Source organism: Pectinatus cerevisiiphilus (genome assembly GCF_004341685.1).
Lineage (GTDB): Bacteria > Bacillota > Negativicutes > Selenomonadales > Selenomonadaceae > Pectinatus > Pectinatus cerevisiiphilus.
The window spans coordinates 45,131-66,733 of record NZ_SMAA01000007.1 but is presented as its reverse complement, the minus strand read 5'-3'; the positions used below and the strand labels follow the sequence as shown (position 1 = coordinate 66,733).

The following is a 21,603-nucleotide window of genomic DNA, read 5'->3' as shown; positions in this document are numbered from 1 at the left end:
TATATAAAAGCATATCTTTTTTTACTTGACAAAACCTTTGGGTATAAGTATATTGAAAACAGTAAAAATACTTATGCCTAAAGGTTTTGTTGCATTTTTTAGGGGACGTTAATTTAGTTTTATTATGGCAGTATGGAGATAATTATGCAGTATATTTTATTATTTCTGGAAGGCATTATTACATTTATTTCACCGTGTCTGTTGCCAATGCTGCCAATTTACATATCGTATTTTTCCGCGGGAAAGGCGAATAAAAGAAGGGCATTTTTAAATTCGATAGGTTTTGTCTGCGGTTTTACGTTTATTTTTGTCATAATGGGTGCGTTTATGGGCATCTTTGGCAGATTGTTGCGTGAATATGCAATGGTATTGAACCTTATAACGGGACTGGTCGTCATTGTTTTTGGTTTGAATTTCATGGGCGTGTTTAATTTTTCTTTTTTGAATAGAATTTATGCTAGAAAAGCTGATGTTAAAAACCTTGGCTTTTTTTCTTCAGTGCTTTTAGGCATTGTATTTGCAATAAGCTGGACACCTTGTGTGGGTTTTTTCTTAGGTTCGGCTTTATTGACGGCATCTGTAAAGGCTTCGTTAGTACAGGGAATTACGATGCTGCTCGCGTATTCCCTGGGATTGGGTATCCCTTTTATTGCCAGTGCCGTTTTGCTAGACCAAATGAAGGACGCTTTTTCTTTTATAAAAAGGAACTATCGGTCTGTTAATATGGCAGCGGGCGGTTTGCTGGTTATTGTTGGACTGTTAATGGCAACAGGATATATGGGCGATTTTCTTTCACTTTTGACTTTTTGAAGAGGGTACGGTATGAATAAAAAAACAGGGATTGTTATTTTTGTTGCTTCGTTTGTATTGCTCATAGTTGTGGCATCTTTTGCCTATAATTTGTTGGGAAAAACAGCTTATATGCGGGACAGTGTTGCCGTTGGCGATGACAATACGCTGAGTAGGCAGGGGGATGTTGGTACTGCCAAAAAAATGCCGGCACCGGATTTTACAGTAGTAGACAGTGCGGGAAAGCAGGTAAAGTTGTCTTCACTGCGGGGTAAACCTATTGTCCTTAATTTTTGGGCAAGTTGGTGTCCGCCTTGTAAAAAAGAAATGCCAGAATTTGATAATGTATATAAGCAAGAAGGTAAGGACGTCCTTTTTATGATGGTTGACCTTGTGGATGGGCAGAGAGAAACACAGGAAAAAGGCAGTGCCTATATAAAAGAGCAAGGGTTTTCTTTCCCGGTTTATTTTGATATTAAGCGCGAGGGTATGGATAAATATGGTATAGCAGCTATTCCTTCCACTTTTTTTATTGATCGGGATGGTTATATTGTAACGAGTGCGCAGGGAGCAATTGATGCGTCAGCTTTGCGCAAAGGTATAGAAATGATAAAATAAGGATAAAGTAAAGGCATGGAAAAACATCTGCTTTTCCATGCCTTTACTTTGTCCTTAGCGTCCGTATTTAGCGTTCAGAGGGTTGTTTATCTTTTTCGGGAAAGATCACTACCAATATCATCTTAAAGTTAGTTTCAGCATATACTGCATGCGGATGCTGTGCTGGCATAACAATGGATTCACCAGCGGTTATTTTATGGGAAACACCGTCTATTGTCATTTCACCACTGCCGTCAAGGCAGGTTACGAAAGCATCACCTTTTGATTCATGGGTACTAAGACCTTCACCGGCAGAAAAGGAAAACAAGGTAATACCTACCGCATCGTTTTGGATAAGAGTTTTGCTGATTACCTGGCCATCTTGGTAGGCGACAAGGTCTTTTAAAGCTAATACTTCTGATTCTTTGATATTTTTTAAAATGGTTTGCATTTTTTTAACCTCCCTTGTATTTGTCTTTAGTATAATTTAATTTTGTAAATATTACCGTAATAATTGTTACATTATTACAGTAATATTTGTGTATATCTGACATTTTCCTATAGCTTGCAAAAGAATAAAAAAAGTATTATGATAAATCCAATGAACCGGAATTTGAAATAAAAATATTGAGAAACTGTTGATTGAAAAAATTATTTTGTTGTATGGATGATTGATCGGTCATAGTTTCTGAAAGGCAGATGAAATGGATGAATGAAAAACAATTCCAGAGAATAAGCCATGATAAAGCATTTATTGCGGCTTTGGACCAAAGTGGAGGAAGTACGCCTAGAGCTCTAGCAGCTTACGGGATCAAAGAAAATGAGTATAATGGCGACGATGAAATGTTTGCCAAAGTACATGAAATGCGTACAAGAATCATAAAGAGTCCGGCATTCAGTTCTAAGTATATTTTGGCAGCTATATTGTTTGAAAATACGATGGATAGAGAAATTGATGGGGAATTGACAGCAGATTACCTGTGGAATAAAAAGGGAATCGTTCCTTTTTTGAAAGTCGATAAAGGTTTGGCCGCTGTAAATGATGGCGTCCAACTCATGAAGCCTATACCTAATTTGGATGGTCTTTTAAAACGCGCTTCAAAACGAAATATTTTTGGTACGAAGATGCGTTCAGTAATAAAGCAGACAAGTCCGACGGGAATAAAAGCTATTGTTAAACAACAGTTTGAACTAGGCAGACAAATAGCTGCAGCAGGGCTTGTTCCTATTCTTGAACCTGAAGTAGATATCCATAGTGAAAATCGTGCTGAATCAGAAAAGATATTAAAGGCTGAAATTCTTAAAGAACTTGCTGTATTACCAGCCGATGTTAAATTTATGTTTAAAGTATCCATTCCTGTAGTTGATAATTTTTATAGTGATCTGATAAATGGACAGCCAAATGTTGTTCGCGTGGTAGCCTTATCGGGCGGTTTTTCCCGGAAGGAAGCAAATGACAAACTGGCTCGTAATAAAGGCCTGATAGCCAGTTTCTCGCGTGCGTTGGCTGAAGGGCTTAGTGCACAGCAGAGTGATGCCGATTTTGATGCTGTTTTGGCAGCAAGCATAAAGGATATATATAAGGCATCTATCACCTGATTGTTTGTCTTTTACGTGTATAAACTTAAACTACACTATGTCCTTTGTCCGCTATGCAGCCGACTATTGCAGTCAGGTTGTATGGCGGACTTTCTGTTTCATAAGATCAATAAATGCATAGGATATTTGTTCAGTACTTGTTATATTGACAATTATAAACATATTAAATCAGCTAAAATATTAGCCGATGTATTTTTTATGTTTTGGTATAAAATACAGGAATGGAAATAAATAGGGAATTCTGTACTGGCGGCGGACAGGGAAAGTTGATTTTTGTGATTAATGTATCAATAATTGCCATGCAGAAAATATATGGTTGCTTTTTGTACATCTAAAAACTCAAGCGTTTACATATATAAGATGATATGCAGATGCTGATTACTTTTATGGCAAAGGGAGTTTATATTGATAAATCGTAGAAAATTTTTATTATATGCATTGGGTACTATGGGCAGTGTTTTGCTGTCACCTAAAAATACTTTTATGAAAATTGCACAAGCAGCTTCAGTGGGACGTCCATTACTTTCTCCTTCCGTAAAGGAAACATATTTGAACTTCGTTATGCCATTAGAAAATCGTCAGCAAACCGATATGATTATAATCCATCATGTGGGTGGGACAAATAGAGATGTATCTGCTGCTGAAATACATCAATGGCATTTAGCTAATGGTTGGGCTGGCATAGGCTACCATTATGTTATACGAAAAGACGGGACTATTGAACGCGGCAGGCCGCGCGATGTGATCGGTGCACATTGTTACGGATATAATAAAACATCTATTGGTATCAATTTGGTTGGTAATTTTGAAGAAGCATATCCAACTGAAGCGCAGCTGGCTTCAGGTGAACAGTTGACGGCATATCTATGCCAACTTTATAGATTGAATGCAACTGATAATATTATTTTTGGGCACCGTGACCTTAATGATACGTTGTGTCCGGGAGAGAATTTGTACAATCAGCTAGAAGATTTTAAGCAAGCGGTTTTTGCAAAATTATAGGAGTATATAAAAAGCGGACTGTTCGCTGTGGTAATAGCGATAAAAGGCTTAGACTTGCAAGTAAGACTGCTATATTATATACTTAATAAATATGTAGCAGGTAATTGCTCTAATGGTGGTAATAGGAACAGCATTATTAGTTTTTATTTACCGCGGGTTCAAGTAAATTCACAGGAGGAATAATTTAATGTTCAATCCTATGGGCGGCGGCAATATGGCCGGCATGATGAAAAAAGTTCAGAAATTACAGCAGCAAATGGCAAGGATGCAGGATGATTTAAAACAGAAAACAGTAGAAGTATCAAGCGGTGGCGGTGTGATCAAGGTTGTTATGAATGGGGAAAAGCAAGTGGTTTCCCTGACAATTGATCCTTCAGCAGTTGATCCGCAGGATGTGGAAATGCTTCAAGACCTTATTTCTGCAGCAATCAATGAATCTGTGAAAAAAGTGGATGATATGATGGCATCAGAAATGGGAAAACTTACAGGCGGTCTTAATCTTCCACCAGGGATGTTTTAATGCAGTACATTGAACCTCTGGCAAAATTGATTGAGAATTTGCGTGCGTTGCCGGGAATTGGTTCTAAAACGGCAGCGCGGCTGGCTTACCACATATTGGATATGGAACCATCAAAGGCAAAAGCTTTGGCTAAGGCTATAATTGATGCAAAAGAAAAGATAGGTTTTTGCAATACCTGTTTTAATTTAAGTGATGTTAATCCATGTAGTATCTGTGCGGCAGCAAATAGGGACCATTCTACAATTTGCGTTGTTGAACAACCGCGCGATGTTGCAGCAATGGAACGAATGCGCGATTTTAAGGGTGTTTATCATGTTTTGCATGGCGTATTATCACCGCTTGACGGAATAGGGCCTGACAATATAAGGGTGAAAGAGCTTTTAGTAAGGCTCCAGACTACAAAGGTGAAAGAGCTTATAATGGCTACTAATCCTAATGTAGAAGGTGAAGCAACGGCGATGTATATTGCCAAGCTAGTAAAACCAGCAGGGATAAAAGTCACCCGTATAGCCCACGGATTACCTATGGGCGGAGATTTAGAATATGCGGATGAGATTACTTTGGCAAAGGCTTTAGAAAATCGTCGGGAAATTTGATATGTTATTAAGGAGCTATAAGCAATTATGGAATTTAGTTTGATTATCGCTTTTTTTGTAGGCATAATAATATTGTGTATAGTAACCCGGATACTGTCCTTACCAATGCGCATTTTATGGAAACTTATTTATAATAGTATTATTGGTGCCATCTGTTTATGGTTGGTTAATGCTGTCTTAGGGCTGTCTATAGCCATTAATTTTTTTACGGCCTTATTGGCAGGTATATTAGGAATACCAGGGGTATTACTGATAATAGTCTATTATTTGATCAAATGATTCTGTACTGAAAAATTAGAAGTTAAAGTTAAAAATTATATAAAATACAAAAGCCGGACTTTATTATGTTTATCATAAAGTTCGGCTTTTTGCGATGCATCTTTCGGTTATTTTATTTTAATAATGCCATAATGGATAGAACTATAACGCCCGCCACAGATCAGAGGAAAACCAAGACGATGAAATTCATGGCTTTTGCTGTTTTCTTTAAGTACAACCCGATGTCTGGCAACGCGGCAGGCAGCTTGGATGCTTGCCGGTGTTATTGCTGACATATTGGCAAGGGTGCGTAATGGATTAAAACTAAGGCTGTTGGTTAAGGGATGGCGAAACATAGGATCAAAGTAAACGATGTCAATACTTTTATCTGGTATTTTTTTTAGGTATTCCCCATAGTCCGTATTTATTACACGAATATTGGCCGCAGCTTTAGCAGTTTCCTCTGTCGAAAAAGGGAATAAACCTAAGCCTTCTGCTGTTATCAGTGATATTAAGGGGTTTGACTCAAGGCCGATGACAAGAGATTTGCTTTGGAAAGCACTGACGAGTGCATCAGAGGCAAATCCTAATGTACAATCTAGTACAGACATGCCCTGCTTTAGATCCATTGCGGTGAGCATATTGTCATTTTCGTTTTTCAAAAGTTTTTTTATCCGCAGCTGTGCCATGTTAGGGTGGAAGAACAGTTCACCAGAAGAAGTATTGATGCTTATTTTTCCTTTTTTAACGACAACTGCTATTGTAGAATTGAGCTCTTTTTTTATTTGTGGTAATGATTTATTATTGCGATAAACGAAACGTGCGTGATATTTTTCGGCAAGGAAGTGGGCTTTAGCTATGCAGTTTCCATCTGTTTTGCGTCCTGTGGTAATAAAAAAATTATCCATTTGCCTCATTAATATCAGTCCAGACTGATATTTCTCCGTAAAACAAAATTTTATTGTATTCGTTTAAACATTTTTGCCAGATCACGGTGTTCAAATCTGATGATTGTAGGTCTGCCATGCGGGCATGTATATGGCAACCGAGTTCGTGATAATTCATCAAGGATGATTTTCATTTGTTGCACTGTGAGCTTGTCACCTGCTTTGATGGCTGCCCTGCAGGCTGCTGTAGCCAGGCAGGCATGTCTTATTTCCTGTGGGGTAGGTGTATGCAGGCTGCCTAGAGAAGCAAGTATGCTTCGTATCGTATTTTCCGCATCATCCATGGGAATATCTGCGGGTATTTCTGTCAGCCGGAATTGTTCGGGGCCTGATGCTTCTACATTGAATCCTAGTTTGTATAAAGCAGCTTTATTAGCTTCCAGCAGGTTGTATTCTGCGGGAGAAATATTTAAAAGAACATGTACTAAGAGCTGCTGGGAAACAACACGGTCTTTTGCCAGACCAAAACGGTCATAAAGTATTCTTTCGTGCGCAGCATGCTGGTCTATTATATACATACCATCTTCTCCTTGGGCTATAATATAGCACAAATCGATTTGCCCCAGAGGAAGTAAATCGCCAGCAGCAGGGAGTTGGGCGGGTTGTTCTAATTCATTTAAAATATCTTCATTTTGCATATTTTGGGAAAGGGTAGAAGTGTTCTTTAAGGCATAGACTTTTTCTCGTGCTATTTTGAAGGCATCTTCATTAGCATTTGGATTAAAGGTATTTCCGGTATTCGATAGGCTCTTACTGTAGCTTTCACGTATAAAATTGGCTGAGGGAGCGGCATTATCATAAGCGGGTGGTGTGTGCAATGATTGTTGCAGCATTGTTTTTTCATAACGCGGTTTGATGAACCCCGCTGGTGCGGCAAATGAGTCAAGATTGTGGTCGCTATTGCCAGCGGGGCGGACAGCATCGAGTATTGTTTTGTAAACAGCTTTAAAAAGACGACTTTCATCAGCAAATTTTATTTCTATTTTTTGCGGATGTACATTTATATCAATTGTGTTTTTGGCAATTTCAATGTTTAGGACTGCCAGAGGATAACCGGATTTCGGCAACAGTGAATGATAGGCGTTGTCTATTGCCCGGCTTATCATTCTGCTGGAAATGATTCTGCCGTTGACAATAAAGGTTTGCCAAGCGCGGCTGCTTCTTATGACAGCGGGTTTACTGATAAAACCTGTTATTTTTACGTCATTGTCACAAAAATCAAGTGGCAGCAGTTCGTGTTCAACAGTCCTGCCATATATTCCGGCAATAGCATCTTTGAGTGAGCCAGTTCCTGGCGTAGTGGCCGTAATTTTGTTATTACTTATAAGTTTGACGGCTATCTGGGGATTGGAAAAGGCTAATTTGATTACATAATCACTTATTTTATTTGTTTCAGTAGGAGTTGTTTTTAAAAATTTCTTTCTGGCGGGTGTGTTAAAAAAAGGTCTTCAACCTTAATAGTGGTACCAATTGCGCAACCTGTTTCCCCAATATCGTCAAGTTTACCACCGGTAATTTTAACACTGGTGCCGAGTTCGTCCTGCGGTTTGCGGGTTAAGATCGAAAATCTGGAAACGGCAGCTATTGAGGGGAGCGCTTCACCGCGGAATCCTAAAGTGGATATTTTCTCCAGATCACCTACGGCAGTAATTTTACTTGTCGCGTGGCGAAGAATGGCGACCTGTACATCTTCACGGCTCATTGCGCGGCCATTGTCCTGTACTCTTATAAAACTGGTGCCACCGGCCATTATTTACACTTCAATTTTATCGGCACCGGCATCAATTGAATTTTCCATGAGCTCTTTGACAACGGAAGAAGGTCGTTCAACGACTTCGCCTGCGGCTATTTTATTTATGGTATTTTCATCAAGCACATGGATGTTGCTCATAATTTTCCAGCCTCCCTTTTGGCATGCTGTTGTAATTTATAAAGTATGTTCATTGCTTCTAAAGGTGTCATGGTAGACACATCAAGTTTCATCAGTTCTGTGCTCAGTGTAGAGGCAAATAAGGTATCCATCATCGGCTGCGGTGCAGTCTCTTTTGCAGGCACAGTTGTTTTGGGAGAAGAGTTTTTTTCTTTATCAGCGGTTTCAAGATCGGCCAGTATTTTTTCGGCTCTGTCTGTAACAGCTTTTGGCAAACCGGCTAATTTAGCGACATGAATGCCATAAGATTTATCAGCACTACCGCTGACTATACGTCGTAAAAAGGAAACTTTACTGCCTTTTTCCCTGACTGCCACACAATAATTTTTGACGTGCTTATCATCTTCAAGGTCAGTCAGTTCATGATAATGTGTGGCAAAAAGTGTTTTTGCAGCCACTTTATCGCGGATGTATTCAATCACTGCACGGGCGATGCTCATTCCGTCAAAAGTACTTGTACCTCTGCCTATTTCATCGAGAATAATTAAACTGTTTTTAGTGGCGTATTTTAAAATATGGGCTACTTCATTCATCTCCACCATAAAGGTGCTCTGCCCGCTTGCCAGATCATCACTGGCACCTATCCGGGTAAAGATTCTGTCAACAGGAGAAATTATCGCTTCGCGTGCAGGGATGAAGCTTCCCGCTTGAGCCATTAAAGTCAGAAGGGCAGTTTGCCGCATATAGGTGGATTTCCCAGCCATATTTGGTCCAGTGATGATTAAGATTTCATTTTCGCCGTTATCTAGGATTGTGTCATTGGGAACAAAAATTTCTCGTGTCAGTATTCTTTCTATAAGCGGATGACGGCCATCCTTTATGACAATACTGCCATTGCCATTTATAGCCGGCCGGATGTAATTATAAGCAGAGGCAGTTTCAGCAAAGGCTGTTATGACATCAAGACAGGCAATGTTGTGGGCTGTTACTTGGATACTCGCTACGTGTTTTTTTACTTCTTCACGGACTTCAGTAAAGAGGCGATATTCTATTTGTAGAATCTTTTCTTGGGCACCAAGGATTTTAGTTTCAAATTCTTTTAATGTCGGGGTAATATACCGTTCTGTATTTACTAGGGTTTGTTTGCGGATGTAATTATCAGGAACTTGTTCTAAATTACTTTTGCGTATTTCTATATAATAGCCAAAAACCTTGTTATAACTTATTTTCAAGGATTTTATGCCAGTCTTTTGTCTTTCTTCATCTTCCATATGTTGCAGCAGTGACTGACTGTCTGAAGCCAGATGGCGGTATTCATCCAGTTCCTCATCAAAGCCATCCTTGATTATTCCGCCGTCACGTAAAAGAAAGCCGGGATTATCAGCGATGGATTTTTCGAGTAGGGCAGCTAAGTCTTCATAGGTCTGTATATTTTTGTCAATTTCTTGCAAAAGGGCAGCTTTACTGCCATGTAGTGAACTTTTTAGTTGGGGCAGCGCATAGAGAGATTTCTTTAAAGCAAGCATGTCTCTGGCGTTTGCCGAACCAATCTCTACCCGTGTCAATAGCCGTTCAAAATCATAGATGCTTTTTAACTGGGTGGACAGCTGCTCTCTACGGGAAAAATCGTTGACCATTTCTTCCACTGCATCAAGGCGCTGTTCAATTTTATATCTATCCAGTAAAGGATATTCCAGCCATTTGGAAAGTTTACGGCTCCCCATAGCTGTACCGGTAAAATCAAGTACCGAGAATAAAGTGCCTTTTTTTCCACCATCATGCAAGTTATGTGTTATTTCAAGATTACGCAGGGTATAGGCATCAATAACCAAATTGGTAGACGCATCAAGATAGGTCAGGTGATTTAAATGGCTTAAATCTGTTTTCGCGGTCAGATGGAGATAATCAAGCAGTGTGGCAATGGCCGCGGAAGCTTCTGCTCTGGCAGGCCGATTGTCAGCATCAAAATGCTCAGTAATACGGTCATCCACGGCAGGTGAGATTTCTTTGATCTTGGTAATTACACATTTGGGAATATGCAGGCTTAAAAACTCGCAGATTTTTTCTTTGCAGGAAATCCCTTCAATGATTAATAGCTCAGCCATCATCAAGCGGTATAGTTCATCGCATAAGACTTGGCAGCGGCCAGAACCTTCATAGACGCTATAAAAACATTCCCCTGTAGATATGTCTGCACCGGCTAAGATAAGCTTATTGCCGTTTTCGTGAATGAGGGCAATGTAATTATTCTGTAGGCCGGGAAGGGCAGATTCATTCATGACTGTGCCAGGCGTAACAATTTTTATAATTTCTCTTTTGGTGAGACCTTTAGCTTTGGGGTCACCAATTTGTTCACAAATAGCGACTTTGTAGCCTTTATTAATTAATTTGTTTATATAACCTTCTGCCGCATGATAGGGGATACCGCACATTGGGGATTTGCTTCTGGAGGTAAGGGTAAGTTCGAGTTCTTTGGAAGCAGTCTGCGCATCTTCATCAAACATCTCATAAAAATCACCCAACCGAAAAAACAAGATGGCTTCACCAGATTGTTCTTTCATTTTGTAATACTGCTGCATCATGGGAGTGATTTCCTGTGAATTTTCCTTTGGACAATTTCCTCCATTGTCTTTTTTAAGCATACTGTGCCTCACCTTTTAATATCCATGTCTGGGGATGTGTGATTTTTACATTTAATATATCTCCGGCTTTTTCCGTTCCGCATTTTTGCCAGAGTATTAATTTATTGGTGGAAGTACGCCCTGTATAGACGGAAGCATCCGTCCTGCTTGGACCTTCAACCATAACTTGGACTGTTTTATTGATAAATGTTTCGTTTATCTGTAAGCTGATTTCATTTTGGACTGCCATTAATTTTGCTAAACGTTTTTTCTTTACTATATCGTCCACTTGGTTTTCCATAGAAGCGGCAGGTGTTCCCGATCTTTTGGAATACAGGAATGTATACGCGGCGTCATAACGCATTTGCTTTAGGAAAGAAAGCATCTGTTGGAAATCATCATCTGTTTCGCCCGGGAAACCAACGATAAGGTCAGTGGTAAGACTGCAATCAGGAATGGCAGCGCGTATTTTTTGGACAAGCTGTTGATAAGATTCTACCGTGTAACCACGATTCATAGCTTTTAGAATGCGGTTACTGCCATATTGGACGGGCAAATGGAAATGGGTGCAGATATGTTTACTGTTTTTTATGGTTTCAATTACTTTATCATTTAAATCGCGAGGATGGGAAGTCATATAACGGATTCGTTCTAGGCCGGTTATTTTGTCCAAATTATATAAGAGATCGGCAAAATCACCATCTGCTGAATCTTTGCCATATGAATTGACATTTTGGCCGAGCAGGGTAATTTCTTTTACACCGTCTTGGCTGTACTTTTCTACTTCATCCAGAATTGCCTGCATTGGCCGGCTGTGTTCTCTGCCACGTACATAAGGGACGATGCAGTAAGTGCAGAAGTTGTTGCACCCGTACATGATGGGAACCCATACAGACAGCGAATTGCCTGTGGGCGGTGCGACTTCCTCCGGTGTCCCTCCATCAGCAGGTGCCAGTTTAGTCATATGATGGTGGGAAAGCCTTATATCAGTTATAATATTATTGAGCTCATGAATGTTGTTCGTGCCCAGTACGAAATCTATATGGGGTGCTCTTTTGAATAGAGCATCGCCTTCTTTTTGTGCCATGCAGCCCACTATACCGAAAATGAGTTCGTGGTTGCGTTGTTTTAAATGTTTAATTTCACCAATTTTACCGTATATTTTGTTCTCTGCGCTTTCTCTGACGCAGCAGGTGTTGAGTAAAATTATATCGGCTTCGTCCAGAACGTTGGTCTTTTCAGAACCAAGTGCTTCAAGCTGGGCGCCCATGCGCTGCGAGTCACTTTCATTCATTTGGCAGCCGTAAGTTAAAATTGTATATTTGCTATGTGCCATTAATAGTTACCTCTACAGATCTTGTATTTTATTTCTACGTAATATATTATTATAAACTAGATAGGATATGAAGCGCAATGATAAAAAATAATACATTCGTGGAGAATATGTACATTTTAATTGACAGCACTATGTACAGGTGCTATAATCAACAATCAAATAATACAGTAATCAGATATGCGAAAGATAAGATCGGGCAATGATATTTTTCAGAGAGAGACGCATTTGCTGTGAGCGTTTTAAAATGTTCTGCACGATTACCACTTTCAAGCTATGCAGCGGAAATTTAGTATGCTGCATCGGTCCATCACCGTTAGAGGATGCATGAGCTGGCTGCCGATATTAGGCGGCAAGCAGAGTGGAACCGCGAGTAATTACAACCTCGTCTCTGCATGAATATTATTCATATGGAGGCGGGGTTTTCTATTTTTCTAATGGATGAATACCTATTAGAATTGATTCTTATTGCGAACATGTCAGTAAATAAACAGGGGGTAATATAATGGTAAAAATTACATTGAAAGACGGCAGTATCCGTGAAGTTGAAAATGGTACGACTGCTTTGGCTTTCTTAAAATCATTCAGCAACAGTCTGGCAAAAAAAGCTTTGTCAGCTAAAATAGATGGGGTCAATTCAGATTTAATGACACCGTTGACGAAGGATTGTGCAGTAGAATTTATGACATTTGATGATGCGGATGGACGCTGGGCTTTAAGACACAGTGCCTCTCATGTACTTGCACAGGCCATAAAGCGTATTTATGGAGAAAAGAACGTGCAATTGGCCATTGGACCTGCTATTGAAAACGGTTTTTATTATGATATCGATATGAAAAAACAGCTGGGTCAGGCTGACTTAGATAAAATCCAAAAAGAAATGGAAAAAATAGTCAAGGAAAACCTTCCTATTGTAAGAAGTGAAGTACAAAGGGCAGACGCCATAAAAATGTTTGAAGAAAAAGGCGAAATATATAAGGTCATGCTTATTAAGGACTTGCCTGAAGATGCTCTTATTACCTTATATACACAAGGTGAATTCACCGATCTTTGTGCTGGGCCGCATCTTGTTTCCACCGGAAAAATAAAAGCCATCAAGCTGCAAAACATTACGGGAGCTTATTGGCGCGGTGATGCGAAAAATAAAATGCTGCAACGTATTTATGGTACGGCGTTTGAAAAAAAGGCAGATCTTGACGCGTACCTTCATATGCTTGAAGAAGCGGCAAAACGTGATCATCGTAAATTGGGCAGAGAACTTGATTTGTTCAGCTTACATGAAGAAGGCCCAGGCTTTCCTTTCTTTCATCCAAACGGCATGATTATAAGAAATGAACTCATCAGTTATTGGCGTGCTGTCCATCGCCGTTACGGGTACCAGGAAATCCAGACACCAATTATTTTAAACCGTCGCTTGTGGGAACAATCGGGGCATTGGGAACATTATAAAGAAAATATGTATTTTACTAAAATTGATGGCGAAGATTATGCGATAAAACCGATGAACTGCCCGGGCGGCATACTTATCTATAAGACGCAGCCGCATAGTTATCGCGAACTGCCGCTTAGAACGGCGGAACTTGGCTTGGTTCACAGACATGAATTATCAGGCGCTTTGCATGGATTGATGCGTGTGCGCAATTTCACGCAGGATGATGCGCATATATTTATGCTCCCGTCCCAGATTGAAGAAGAAATACAGCATATAATTGATTTATTCGATGAAGTATACAGCACCTTTGGACTGTCTTATCATGCAGAATTGAGCACGAGACCGAAGAATTCTATGGGAACGGATGAAGTATGGGAAAAGTCAACGGCTGCCTTAAAAAGCGCACTTGAACATAGAGGCTTGGATTATGCTGTCAATGAAGGTGATGGTGCATTTTATGGTCCGAAAATTGATTTCCATTTGACCGATTCCTTAGGACGTACGTGGCAGTGCGGAACGATCCAGCTTGATATGCTCATGCCAGAAAAATTTGAAATGACCTATACGGGCGAAGATGGGCAAAAACATCGTCCTGTTATGGTACATCGCGTTGTATACGGAAGTATTGAACGCTTTATAGGTATATTGATTGAACATTATGCAGGTGCTTTTCCGGTATGGCTTGCACCTATACAGGTAAAAATACTGCCAATCACGGAAAAACACGCTGATTATGCATATGCCTTGAAGAAAAAAATGTTTGATCTTGGCCTTCGGGTGGAAGTTGATAACCGCAATGAAAAAGTTGGCTATAGAATGCGTGAAAGCCAAGTTAAAAAGATCCCGTATATTTTGCTTGTCGGGGATAAAGAATTGGCAGACAATAACGTATCCGTAAGAAAACATGGCGAACAATCGACGAAGACAATGCAGGCTGATGAATTTATAAAAATGCTGCAAAAACAAATAAAAGAAAAGGCTTAAATAGATTTATCCATAAATATGGACGGCTAGAAATATTATATATTTGCGTCCGCTTATGAACCGGTACAGCTATAGATAACTGTACCGGTTTTCAAATTGCGGATGTATAAATATATGGGGAATGCTAAATTACTTAGAATAAAGTTGTATAATCATACAGCTTTTGTTATAATTAGTAAAAAGTAACGTACATTAAATGTAAAAGGAGAGATGATAAAATGGATACTATTGCTGATAAAAAAGATAAGAAGAGTGGACTGGGTGTTATCCGCATAGCTGACGAAGTCGTCAGTATTATTGCCGGATTAGCTGCAACCGAAATTGAAGGTGTCGATGGCATGAGCGGTGGTTTGGTCGGTGGCATAGCTGAAATGCTCGGCAGAAAGAACTTTTCCAAGGGTGTTAAAGTCGAAGTAGGGGAACAGGAAGCTGCTGTTGATTTATACCTTATTGTAAAATACGGCGTTCGTATTCCAGATCTTGCTTTACTCGTACAGGAAAATGTTAAAAAGGCTGTTGAAACAATGACCGGTTTACATGTTGTAGAAGTTAACATTCACGTGCAGGGAGTGGGTCTGCCTCCTGAAGCACAGGAAGAAAAGGAAGAAGTCGTTCGTGTCCGCTGAGAAAGAGGCTTTCTAATGGGGATTATTAGTAGGTTCTTGTTATTTTTTTATACATTATGCATTGCTCTGTTATCTTTGGGCGTTATTGTCCTGTGTACTGGTGTAGTACCTGCTGACGATCTGTGGAATAACATGCTTTATGTGTTTGGACGTGCAGAGACTGTTGGTATTGCTGTTGTAGTCTTTTTAGTCAGCATTGAGCTTATGGGAAATTGTTTTGGCTCAAAGGGCGATAAAGATTTGGGCACCGAGGGCGTTATTGTCCATGGAGCACAGGGAGATGTAAAGATTTCAAAGGCTGCCATAACAGATTTTTGTACAAAGCTTTGTTTCAATATAGCTGGTGTACGTGATGTTAAAGTAAAAGTCAGATTCTTAAAGAAAAGTGATTACGATGATCCGTTTACCAATTTAAGAATACGTTTGATGCTTGGACAAGAATATAGTGCAGTGGACATAGCCAATGAAATACAGAAAAATATTAAGGAACAGCTCGCCCTTTATATGGGGTTGGAGAATGTAACAATGGACATAACTGTGGATAATATATCCAATACTGGCAGTAAAAAGAAACGTGTAGTTTGATATTGGGTTTGGAGTAAATTATGGAAAACTTTTCTTGGAAAAAGTGTATAGAATCTCTTTGGGAAAACCATCGCGGCAAGAGCTTGGGCGTTGTTTTGGGATTAGTGATAAGTTTATCCATTTTGCTTTTTGGTTTTTTCAAAACTATTTTTGTTTTGCTTTGTGTCGGTGTGGGATTGTTTATTGGCAATAAAATAGATAGGGATGACGATTTATTGGAAACTGCGGAAAATGTACTTGACTATATACAAAAGTTTATTCCGCCGATATTTCGTCGATAAAAGGAGAATTTTTCATTTATGAGTCGTAGGCAGGCTCGATGTGCAGCTTTGCAAACTCTGTTTCAGCTTGATTTAAATAATATTCTTGACAGGGAAAATGCTATTAATGCAGTTTTGAGTATTACAAAAGTTTTAAAGGATGCAGATTCTCGTTATATGCGTATTTTAGTGAACGGAGCAATAGATAATAAAGCATATATCGATAAAAAGATCAGCTCGGTTTCAGGTGACTGGCATATTAATAGGATGCCTGCAGTAGATAGAAATATTTTACGTATTGCCGTTTATGAGCTTGAATTTGGCAGTGATGACCTGACTCCTAAAATAATAATAAATGAGGCTGTTGAGCTGGCCAAACAATTTGGAACAGATAATTCCAGCCGGTTTATTAACGGTGTGTTAGGTTCTATTGTTAAAAAATGATCAAAGCCGGGCAAACGCCCGGCTTTTTGCTTAAAAAGGATATTTATGGCTATTTATAGTGTAAATCAAATAAATGCGTATATCAGTGAATTGATGTCATCTGATGCTCTTTTAAAAAGAATAATAGTGCGCGGTGAAATATCAAATTTTAAATTTCATTCCTCTGGGCACTGTTACTTTACGTTAAAGGATGAAACCTCTGCTATAAAGGCTGTTATATTTCGCCGTTTCGCACAAAAATTACGTTTCAGGCCGGAAAATGGGATGCTTGTGTTGGCGTGTGGTAATATTAACGTTTATGAGCGGGACGGAGTGTATCAATTATATGTAGAGCAGCTGGTACCAGAAGGGGCAGGTGCTTTAAGCTTACGCTATGAACAATTAAAAAAACAATTGGCAGAAGAAGGCTTATTTGCAGAAGAAAATAAGAAGGCCTTACCAATGCGTCCTAAATGCGTGGGTATTATTACTTCTAAAACGGGTGCTGTAGTGCATGATATATTTAAGGTAGCTTCAAATCGTGACCCGTCTGTGCGGTTATTGCTTTTTCCTGTTTCTGTGCAGGGAAAGGATGCAGCAGGGCAGCTGGTAGAAGCACTGCATTATTTTAATGCGCACCGGAATTTATGTGATGTTATTATAATTGGCCGCGGTGGTGGTTCCATGGAAGATTTATGGCCTTTTAATGAAGAAAACGTAGTGCGGGCCGTATATGCTTCTAATATACCGGTTGTTTCTGCGGTTGGGCATGAAACCGATTATACACTGACAGATTTTGTCAGTGATGTCAGGGCAGCTACACCTTCCCATGCAGCAGAGCTTTGTGTTCCTTCGCGGGAAGAATGGTTACGCAGGTTAGCTTTATTGGAAAATCATGCGACAGATGTGGTACGGGAGAATATAAATATCCGCCGTGAACAGCTGCATAAATGTATGAACAGTATTGTATTTAAAAATACATATTATCTTTTTGGTGCTAAATACCAGCAGCTTGATTTGTTTTTGACACAATTGGATAATGCGTTGCAAAAAAAGCTTGATGCCAAAAAAAATATGCTTTCCATTTTAGCAGGTAAGATTTCTTTGTTGAATCCCCAGGCAGCATTACAAAGAGGTTATTCTATGGTTTATAAAGGAAAGCAGGTAGTTAAAAGCACAGCTGATTTAAAACGCAGTGATAAATTAAAAATTATTTTGACAGATGGGCAAGTTTTGGTTTCTGTCGAGGATATAGCAAAGGATATGTAAGTATGCCAAGAAAGAAAAGAAGCTTTGAGGATGCTGTAGGTGAATTAGAAGGCTTAGTAGATGAATTGGAAAAAGGCAGTTTACCGCTCGATGATATATTGAAAAAATATAAGGAAAGTACGCAGCTTATTAAGTTTTGCCGTGAAGAATTAGATAATGCTGATAAAACAGTATGTGAACTTTTGGCAGTAAATGGGGCAGGAGAGCAAGTCCCCGTTGATATCAATATGAACGTGAAGGAAACAAACAATGAATGAATATATGAAACATAAAGTGGATTTAATAAATAAAACTTTACTGGAGTTATATTCAAAAGATACTGCATTGAATATGATTTTAGCACAGGCTATGAATTATAGTCTCACTGCCGGTGGCAAAAGGCTCAGACCTGTTATGTTGATGGCTGCTGCTGATACTGTGGGGGCTGATGGCGACAAATATGTGCGTATTGCCTGTGCGCTTGAAATGATTCATACATATTCACTCATTCATGATGATTTACCTGCTATGGATAATGATGATTATCGCCGTGGTAAATTGACAAATCATAAAGTGTATGGTGATGCCATGGCTATCTTGGCAGGGGATGCTTTACTCACCATGGCTTTTGAAGTGATTTCTTCTGAAGCAGGTATAGATCCTGCTGTTTTGCTGCGCGTGCTTTGGGAAATAAGCCATGCCGCCGGACCGGAAGGTATGGTGGGCGGTCAGGCACTCGATCTGTTGGCAGAAAATAAACAGATAACACTGTCTGAACTTCGGCAATTACATTCTGCTAAAACTGGAGCATTATTTTGTGCTTCGGTAAGGGCTGGTGGTATTTTAGCCGGAGCTACATCTTCAGAACTGGCAGCACTTACTGACTATGCCAGGGAATTTGGTCTGGCTTTTCAAATTACAGATGATATATTAGATGTAATTGGTGATGATAAAAAAATTGGTAAACCCGTTGGCAGTGATGAAAAAAATCATAAGTCTACATATGTGTCATTGCTTTCGCTTGATGAGGCAAAGCATCTGGCAGAACAGTCAATTGCCAATGCTGTTTCAGCACTGGCACCATTTGGTGCTAAAGCTGAATTCCTTAGTGTGTTGGTAAAAAAATTATTGGCTAGGCAAAATTAAAAGGAAGTGCACTCTTGAATATTTTGAAAAATATAAAGCGGACAAGTGATCTAAAATTGCTTTTACCAAATCAATTAACGCAACTTGCCGAAGAAATAAGGCGGCTGATTATTGGTGTAACATCTGCAAACGGTGGTCATCTCGCTTCCAGTCTGGGTGTTGTTGAATTGACGATAGCACTCTATAAAGTATTCAATTTCCCGATAGATAAGCTTGTTTGGGATGTAGGCCATCAAGCTTATGCACATAAAATTTTGACAGGGCGTCGCGATAAGTTTTATACACTGCGTAAAAGTGGCGGGTTAGCCGGTTTCCCCAAAAGGACTGAAAGTATATATGATGCGTTTGGGACAGGCCATGCCAGTACGTCTATTTCTGCTGCGCTGGGGATGGCCGCGGCCAGAGATATTGATAATGAAGATTACAAGGTAATAGCGGTGATCGGTGATGGCGCTTTGACAGGCGGTGAAGCCTTTGAAGCGTTAAATAATGTCGGTGCCTTAAAGAAGGATATGCTCATTATTTTAAATGATAATGAAATGTCTATCGCTAAAAATGTCGGCGCACTGTCTTCATATCTGTCACAGATACGGACGGCACCCGAATATACAAAGGCTAAAAAAAATTTGGGTAATTTTTTGCATCATTTACCCAAATTGGGTGATACCGTTTATAAAACAGCAGGAATGCTCAAGGACAGCATAAAAAATGCTTTTATTGCCGGCGGACTCTTTGAAGAAATGGGAATTTCCTATATAGGACCTGTGGATGGCAATAATTTGTTTGAATTGATAAATGTATTGCAGCGGGTAGAGAACATACGAGGCCCGGTATTACTGCATATTTTTACAAAAAAAGGAAAAGGTTATATTCCTGCTGAAAATAAACCAGATAAATTTCACGGCATAGGCCGTTTTGATATACAAACTGGCGAGAGCCTCAGCAGTCCTACGACTGTACCAACTTATACGCAGGTTTTCAGTAAAACATTATTGGAAATGGCACGAACTGATAAGGATATAGTAGCCATCACGGCTGCTATGCCTGGAGGGACAGGGCTGACTCCGTTTGCGCAGCAATATCCGAAGCGCTTTTTTGATGTGGGGATTGCTGAAGAACATGCTATTACTATGGCTGCCGGATTGGCGGCAGCAGGTAAAAAACCTGTCGTTGCGCTTTATTCGACTTTTGCGCAGCGTGGGTATGACCAAATTCTGCACGACATATGTTTGCAAAAGCTGCCTGTTACGCTTTGTTTGGATCGGGCAGGTATAGTCGGAGAAGACGGTCCTACCCATCACGGGGTATTTGATTATTCGTTTTTACGGCATATTCCTAATATAATGATCATGGCGCCTAAAGACGAAAATGAACTGCAACGCATGATGTATACTGCATTGGCTGGTAAGGCACCTGTGGTTTTGCGCTATCCGCGTGGTCAGGCTTATGGTGTTCAGATGGATAAAGAACCGCAGCCAATTGCTATAGCAAAGGCAGAGATTTTAGAGACCAAAGGAGAAATAGCAATAGTTGCTATTGGTACAATGGTATATCCGGCAGTGGAGGCGGCAAAAAAATTGGCGGCTGAGGGAATTTTTTGCAGCGTAGTCAATGCCAGGTTTGTCAAACCGTTAGATAAAAATCTTTTATTAAAATTAGCAGCGACAAAGAAATTTATTTTGACTGTTGAAGAAAATGTTTTGGCTGGAGGATTTGGTTCGGCTGTATTGGAACTTTTATGCCAAAATGGAGCACTGCAATGTGCAGTAAAATGTATGGGCTTACCAGACCAGTTCATTCCGCAAGGTTCACGCAAAGAACTTTTGCAAATGAATAACCTTACAGCTGAGGGAATAGCTTCTTTTATAAAAGAAAATATAGAGATAAATAAGATAAATCCTACCGGTGCATTATGATACAGATTATTGGGAGGAGCTGCATAGAAGGATGAGCAAGCAAAGGTTGGACGTCGTTTTGGTGGAGAAAGGGCTGGTACATAGCCGCGAGCGGGCTAAAACCACTATCATGGCGGGGTTGGTACTGGTAAATGAACAAAAAATAGATAAGGCGGGTACACTGATAGATCCAACTTTACCAATAAGAGTATTGGGTGACAGTATCGGTTATGTGAGCCGCGGTGGCTTGAAGCTGGAAAAAGCAATGAAGGTTTTTGCCATTGACCTGACAGGAAAAACTTGTATTGACATAGGTGCCTCGACAGGTGGTTTTACTGATTGTGCATTGAAAAACGGAGCAAAGAAGGTTTTTGCTATCGATGTTGGTTATGGACAGTTGGCTTGGAGTCTGCGTACCGATAAACGCGTAGTAAATATGGAAAGAACGAATATACGTTTTGTTACACCGGCTGATCTGGGGGAACAAGCTGATTTTGCGTCTATTGATGTAGCCTTTATATCACTGACAAAAGTTCTTCCAGTGGCAAAAGAATTATTGGTTAATGACGGTGAAATCGCTGCCCTGATAAAACCCCAATTTGAAGCAGGTAGAGAAAACGTAGGGAAAAAAGGGGTTGTACGTGATCCAGACATCCATAAGGCAGTCATCAAAAAAATTGCTGATTTTGCACTGACAACAGGGTTTGAAATCAAGAATATGACATTTTCACCCGTTAAGGGACCAGAGGGTAATATTGAATATCTTATTCATTTAAAAAATAGTGATACACCAGCGCTTTCTAGTTTGCAAGATACAGAGATAGATCGTGTCGTTGCTGAGGCACATAAAACTCTTGATATAAAAAAATAAT

21 protein-coding genes, 1 pseudogene and 1 other annotated feature are annotated in these 21,603 nt (G+C 39.8%); of the genes and pseudogenes, 17 read left to right on the top strand and 5 right to left on the bottom strand.

Annotated features, from left to right (window positions below; genetic code table 11):
• Nucleotides 1-144: 144 nt before the first annotated feature.
• Nucleotides 145-810: a cytochrome c biogenesis CcdA family protein gene (locus EDC37_RS06145; RefSeq protein ID WP_132549030.1), complete on the top strand. Its 666-nt coding sequence runs from the start codon at nt 145-147 to the stop codon at nt 808-810.
• Between the two features lie 12 nt (nt 811-822).
• Nucleotides 823-1,407 (top strand): TlpA family protein disulfide reductase, encoded by a 585-nt coding sequence (locus EDC37_RS06140; RefSeq protein WP_132549028.1) that lies wholly within the window; start codon nt 823-825, stop codon nt 1,405-1,407.
• 67 nt (nt 1,408-1,474) lie between these two features.
• Here EDC37_RS06140 and EDC37_RS06135 read toward each other — a convergent pair whose 3' ends face one another.
• Entirely contained in the window at nt 1,475-1,837 is a 363-nt protein-coding gene (locus tag EDC37_RS06135) for a cupin domain-containing protein (protein ID WP_132549026.1), read from the bottom strand.
• Nucleotides 1,838-2,094: 257 nt separating this feature from the next.
• On the opposite strand from EDC37_RS06135, the gene EDC37_RS06130 reads away from it, so the two are divergent.
• The 5 genes from EDC37_RS06130 (at nt 2,095) to EDC37_RS06110 (ending at nt 5,382) form a co-directional block, all read left to right on the top strand.
• Nucleotides 2,095-2,985 (top strand): fructose bisphosphate aldolase, encoded by an 891-nt coding sequence (locus EDC37_RS06130; RefSeq protein WP_132549024.1) that lies wholly within the window; start codon nt 2,095-2,097, stop codon nt 2,983-2,985.
• A 405-nt stretch (nt 2,986-3,390) separates the two neighbouring features.
• Nucleotides 3,391-3,987 (top strand): peptidoglycan recognition protein family protein, encoded by a 597-nt coding sequence (locus tag EDC37_RS06125; RefSeq protein WP_231040091.1) that lies wholly within the window; start codon nt 3,391-3,393, stop codon nt 3,985-3,987.
• 187 nt (nt 3,988-4,174) lie between these two features.
• On the top strand, nt 4,175-4,507 hold the full coding sequence (locus tag EDC37_RS06120; protein WP_132549022.1) for a YbaB/EbfC family nucleoid-associated protein: 333 nt from the start codon (nt 4,175-4,177) through the stop codon (nt 4,505-4,507).
• Nucleotides 4,507-5,103 (top strand): recombination mediator RecR, encoded by a 597-nt coding sequence (gene recR / locus EDC37_RS06115; RefSeq protein ID WP_132549020.1) that lies wholly within the window; start codon nt 4,507-4,509, stop codon nt 5,101-5,103. The genes EDC37_RS06120 and recR overlap by 1 nt, the downstream gene beginning before the upstream one ends.
• 27 nt (nt 5,104-5,130) lie before the next feature.
• The gene (locus EDC37_RS06110; RefSeq protein ID WP_196589911.1) at nt 5,131-5,382 is read left to right on the top strand and encodes a pro-sigmaK processing inhibitor BofA family protein; all 252 of its coding nucleotides are present in this window, start codon (nt 5,131-5,133) and stop codon (nt 5,380-5,382) included.
• Nucleotides 5,383-5,489: 107 nt separating this feature from the next.
• Here EDC37_RS06110 and EDC37_RS06105 read toward each other — a convergent pair whose 3' ends face one another.
• The 4 genes and pseudogenes from EDC37_RS06105 to miaB form a co-directional block, all read right to left on the bottom strand.
• On the bottom strand, nt 5,490-6,269 hold the full coding sequence (locus tag EDC37_RS06105; RefSeq protein ID WP_165874470.1) for a class I SAM-dependent methyltransferase: 780 nt from the start codon (nt 6,267-6,269) through the stop codon (nt 5,490-5,492).
• Nucleotides 6,270-6,319: 50 nt separating this feature from the next.
• A pseudogene (mutL, locus tag EDC37_RS06100) lies at nt 6,320-8,199 on the bottom strand (DNA mismatch repair endonuclease MutL).
• Nucleotides 8,196-10,820, bottom strand: coding sequence for a DNA mismatch repair protein MutS (mutS, locus tag EDC37_RS06095; protein WP_231040092.1), 2,625 nt, complete (start codon nt 10,818-10,820; stop codon nt 8,196-8,198). Before mutS ends, mutL begins: the two are co-directional and overlap by 4 nt.
• The gene (gene miaB / locus EDC37_RS06090; RefSeq protein WP_132549014.1) at nt 10,813-12,135 is read right to left on the bottom strand and encodes a tRNA (N6-isopentenyl adenosine(37)-C2)-methylthiotransferase MiaB; all 1,323 of its coding nucleotides are present in this window, start codon (nt 12,133-12,135) and stop codon (nt 10,813-10,815) included. Before miaB ends, mutS begins: the two co-directional genes overlap by 8 nt.
• 173 nt (nt 12,136-12,308) lie before the next feature.
• Nucleotides 12,309-12,528, top strand: a binding site (T-box leader).
• A gap of 109 nt (nt 12,529-12,637) precedes the next feature.
• Here miaB and thrS point away from each other — a divergent pair.
• The 10 genes from thrS to EDC37_RS06040 all read left to right on the top strand — a co-directional run bounded on the left by thrS (nt 12,638) and on the right by EDC37_RS06040 (nt 21,602).
• Nucleotides 12,638-14,548: a threonine--tRNA ligase gene (gene thrS, locus EDC37_RS06085; protein WP_132549012.1), complete on the top strand. Its 1,911-nt coding sequence runs from the start codon at nt 12,638-12,640 to the stop codon at nt 14,546-14,548.
• A gap of 218 nt (nt 14,549-14,766) precedes the next feature.
• Entirely contained in the window at nt 14,767-15,174 is a 408-nt protein-coding gene (locus EDC37_RS06080; RefSeq protein ID WP_132549010.1) for an Asp23/Gls24 family envelope stress response protein, read from the top strand.
• 15 nt (nt 15,175-15,189) lie between these two features.
• Entirely contained in the window at nt 15,190-15,759 is a 570-nt protein-coding gene (gene amaP / locus EDC37_RS06075; protein WP_132549008.1) for an alkaline shock response membrane anchor protein AmaP, read from the top strand.
• A gap of 20 nt (nt 15,760-15,779) precedes the next feature.
• Nucleotides 15,780-16,040, top strand: coding sequence for a DUF2273 domain-containing protein (locus EDC37_RS06070; protein WP_132549006.1), 261 nt, complete (start codon nt 15,780-15,782; stop codon nt 16,038-16,040).
• A gap of 18 nt (nt 16,041-16,058) precedes the next feature.
• The gene (gene nusB, locus EDC37_RS06065) at nt 16,059-16,463 is read left to right on the top strand and encodes a transcription antitermination factor NusB (RefSeq protein WP_132549004.1); all 405 of its coding nucleotides are present in this window, start codon (nt 16,059-16,061) and stop codon (nt 16,461-16,463) included.
• Nucleotides 16,464-16,508: 45 nt separating this feature from the next.
• Entirely contained in the window at nt 16,509-17,711 is a 1,203-nt protein-coding gene (gene xseA / locus EDC37_RS06060; RefSeq protein WP_132549002.1) for an exodeoxyribonuclease VII large subunit, read from the top strand.
• Between the two features lie 2 nt (nt 17,712-17,713).
• Nucleotides 17,714-17,968 carry an exodeoxyribonuclease VII small subunit gene (gene xseB / locus EDC37_RS06055; protein ID WP_132549000.1) on the top strand — a complete coding sequence of 85 codons (255 nt, stop codon included), beginning with the start codon at nt 17,714-17,716 and terminating at the stop codon, nt 17,966-17,968.
• Nucleotides 17,961-18,836 (top strand): polyprenyl synthetase family protein, encoded by an 876-nt coding sequence (locus EDC37_RS06050; RefSeq protein WP_132548998.1) that lies wholly within the window; start codon nt 17,961-17,963, stop codon nt 18,834-18,836. Before xseB ends, EDC37_RS06050 begins: the two co-directional genes overlap by 8 nt.
• A 14-nt stretch (nt 18,837-18,850) precedes the next feature.
• On the top strand, nt 18,851-20,752 hold the full coding sequence (dxs, locus tag EDC37_RS06045; protein WP_132548996.1) for a 1-deoxy-D-xylulose-5-phosphate synthase: 1,902 nt from the start codon (nt 18,851-18,853) through the stop codon (nt 20,750-20,752).
• 31 nt (nt 20,753-20,783) lie between these two features.
• Entirely contained in the window at nt 20,784-21,602 is an 819-nt protein-coding gene (locus EDC37_RS06040; RefSeq protein WP_132548994.1) for a TlyA family RNA methyltransferase, read from the top strand.
• Nucleotide 21,603: the final 1 nt, after the last annotated feature.

Coding starts and splice junctions, on each gene's coding strand:
- EDC37_RS06145 (WP_132549030.1), top strand. CDS start 145: ATGCAGTATATTTTATTATTTCTGGAAGGCATTATTACATTTATTTCA.
- EDC37_RS06140 (WP_132549028.1), top strand. CDS start 823: ATGAATAAAAAAACAGGGATTGTTATTTTTGTTGCTTCGTTTGTATTG.
- EDC37_RS06135 (WP_132549026.1), bottom strand. CDS start 1,837: ATGCAAACCATTTTAAAAAATATCAAAGAATCAGAAGTATTAGCTTTA.
- EDC37_RS06130 (WP_132549024.1), top strand. CDS start 2,095: ATGAATGAAAAACAATTCCAGAGAATAAGCCATGATAAAGCATTTATT.
- EDC37_RS06120 (WP_132549022.1), top strand. CDS start 4,175: ATGTTCAATCCTATGGGCGGCGGCAATATGGCCGGCATGATGAAAAAA.
- recR (WP_132549020.1), top strand. CDS start 4,507: ATGCAGTACATTGAACCTCTGGCAAAATTGATTGAGAATTTGCGTGCG.
- EDC37_RS06110 (WP_196589911.1), top strand. CDS start 5,131: ATGGAATTTAGTTTGATTATCGCTTTTTTTGTAGGCATAATAATATTG.
- EDC37_RS06105 (WP_165874470.1), bottom strand. CDS start 6,269: ATGGATAATTTTTTTATTACCACAGGACGCAAAACAGATGGAAACTGC.
- mutS (WP_231040092.1), bottom strand. CDS start 10,820: ATGCTTAAAAAAGACAATGGAGGAAATTGTCCAAAGGAAAATTCACAG.
- miaB (WP_132549014.1), bottom strand. CDS start 12,135: ATGGCACATAGCAAATATACAATTTTAACTTACGGCTGCCAAATGAAT.
- thrS (WP_132549012.1), top strand. CDS start 12,638: ATGGTAAAAATTACATTGAAAGACGGCAGTATCCGTGAAGTTGAAAAT.
- EDC37_RS06080 (WP_132549010.1), top strand. CDS start 14,767: ATGGATACTATTGCTGATAAAAAAGATAAGAAGAGTGGACTGGGTGTT.
- amaP (WP_132549008.1), top strand. CDS start 15,190: ATGGGGATTATTAGTAGGTTCTTGTTATTTTTTTATACATTATGCATT.
- EDC37_RS06070 (WP_132549006.1), top strand. CDS start 15,780: ATGGAAAACTTTTCTTGGAAAAAGTGTATAGAATCTCTTTGGGAAAAC.
- nusB (WP_132549004.1), top strand. CDS start 16,059: ATGAGTCGTAGGCAGGCTCGATGTGCAGCTTTGCAAACTCTGTTTCAG.
- xseA (WP_132549002.1), top strand. CDS start 16,509: ATGGCTATTTATAGTGTAAATCAAATAAATGCGTATATCAGTGAATTG.
- xseB (WP_132549000.1), top strand. CDS start 17,714: ATGCCAAGAAAGAAAAGAAGCTTTGAGGATGCTGTAGGTGAATTAGAA.
- EDC37_RS06050 (WP_132548998.1), top strand. CDS start 17,961: ATGAATGAATATATGAAACATAAAGTGGATTTAATAAATAAAACTTTA.
- EDC37_RS06040 (WP_132548994.1), top strand. CDS start 20,784: ATGAGCAAGCAAAGGTTGGACGTCGTTTTGGTGGAGAAAGGGCTGGTA.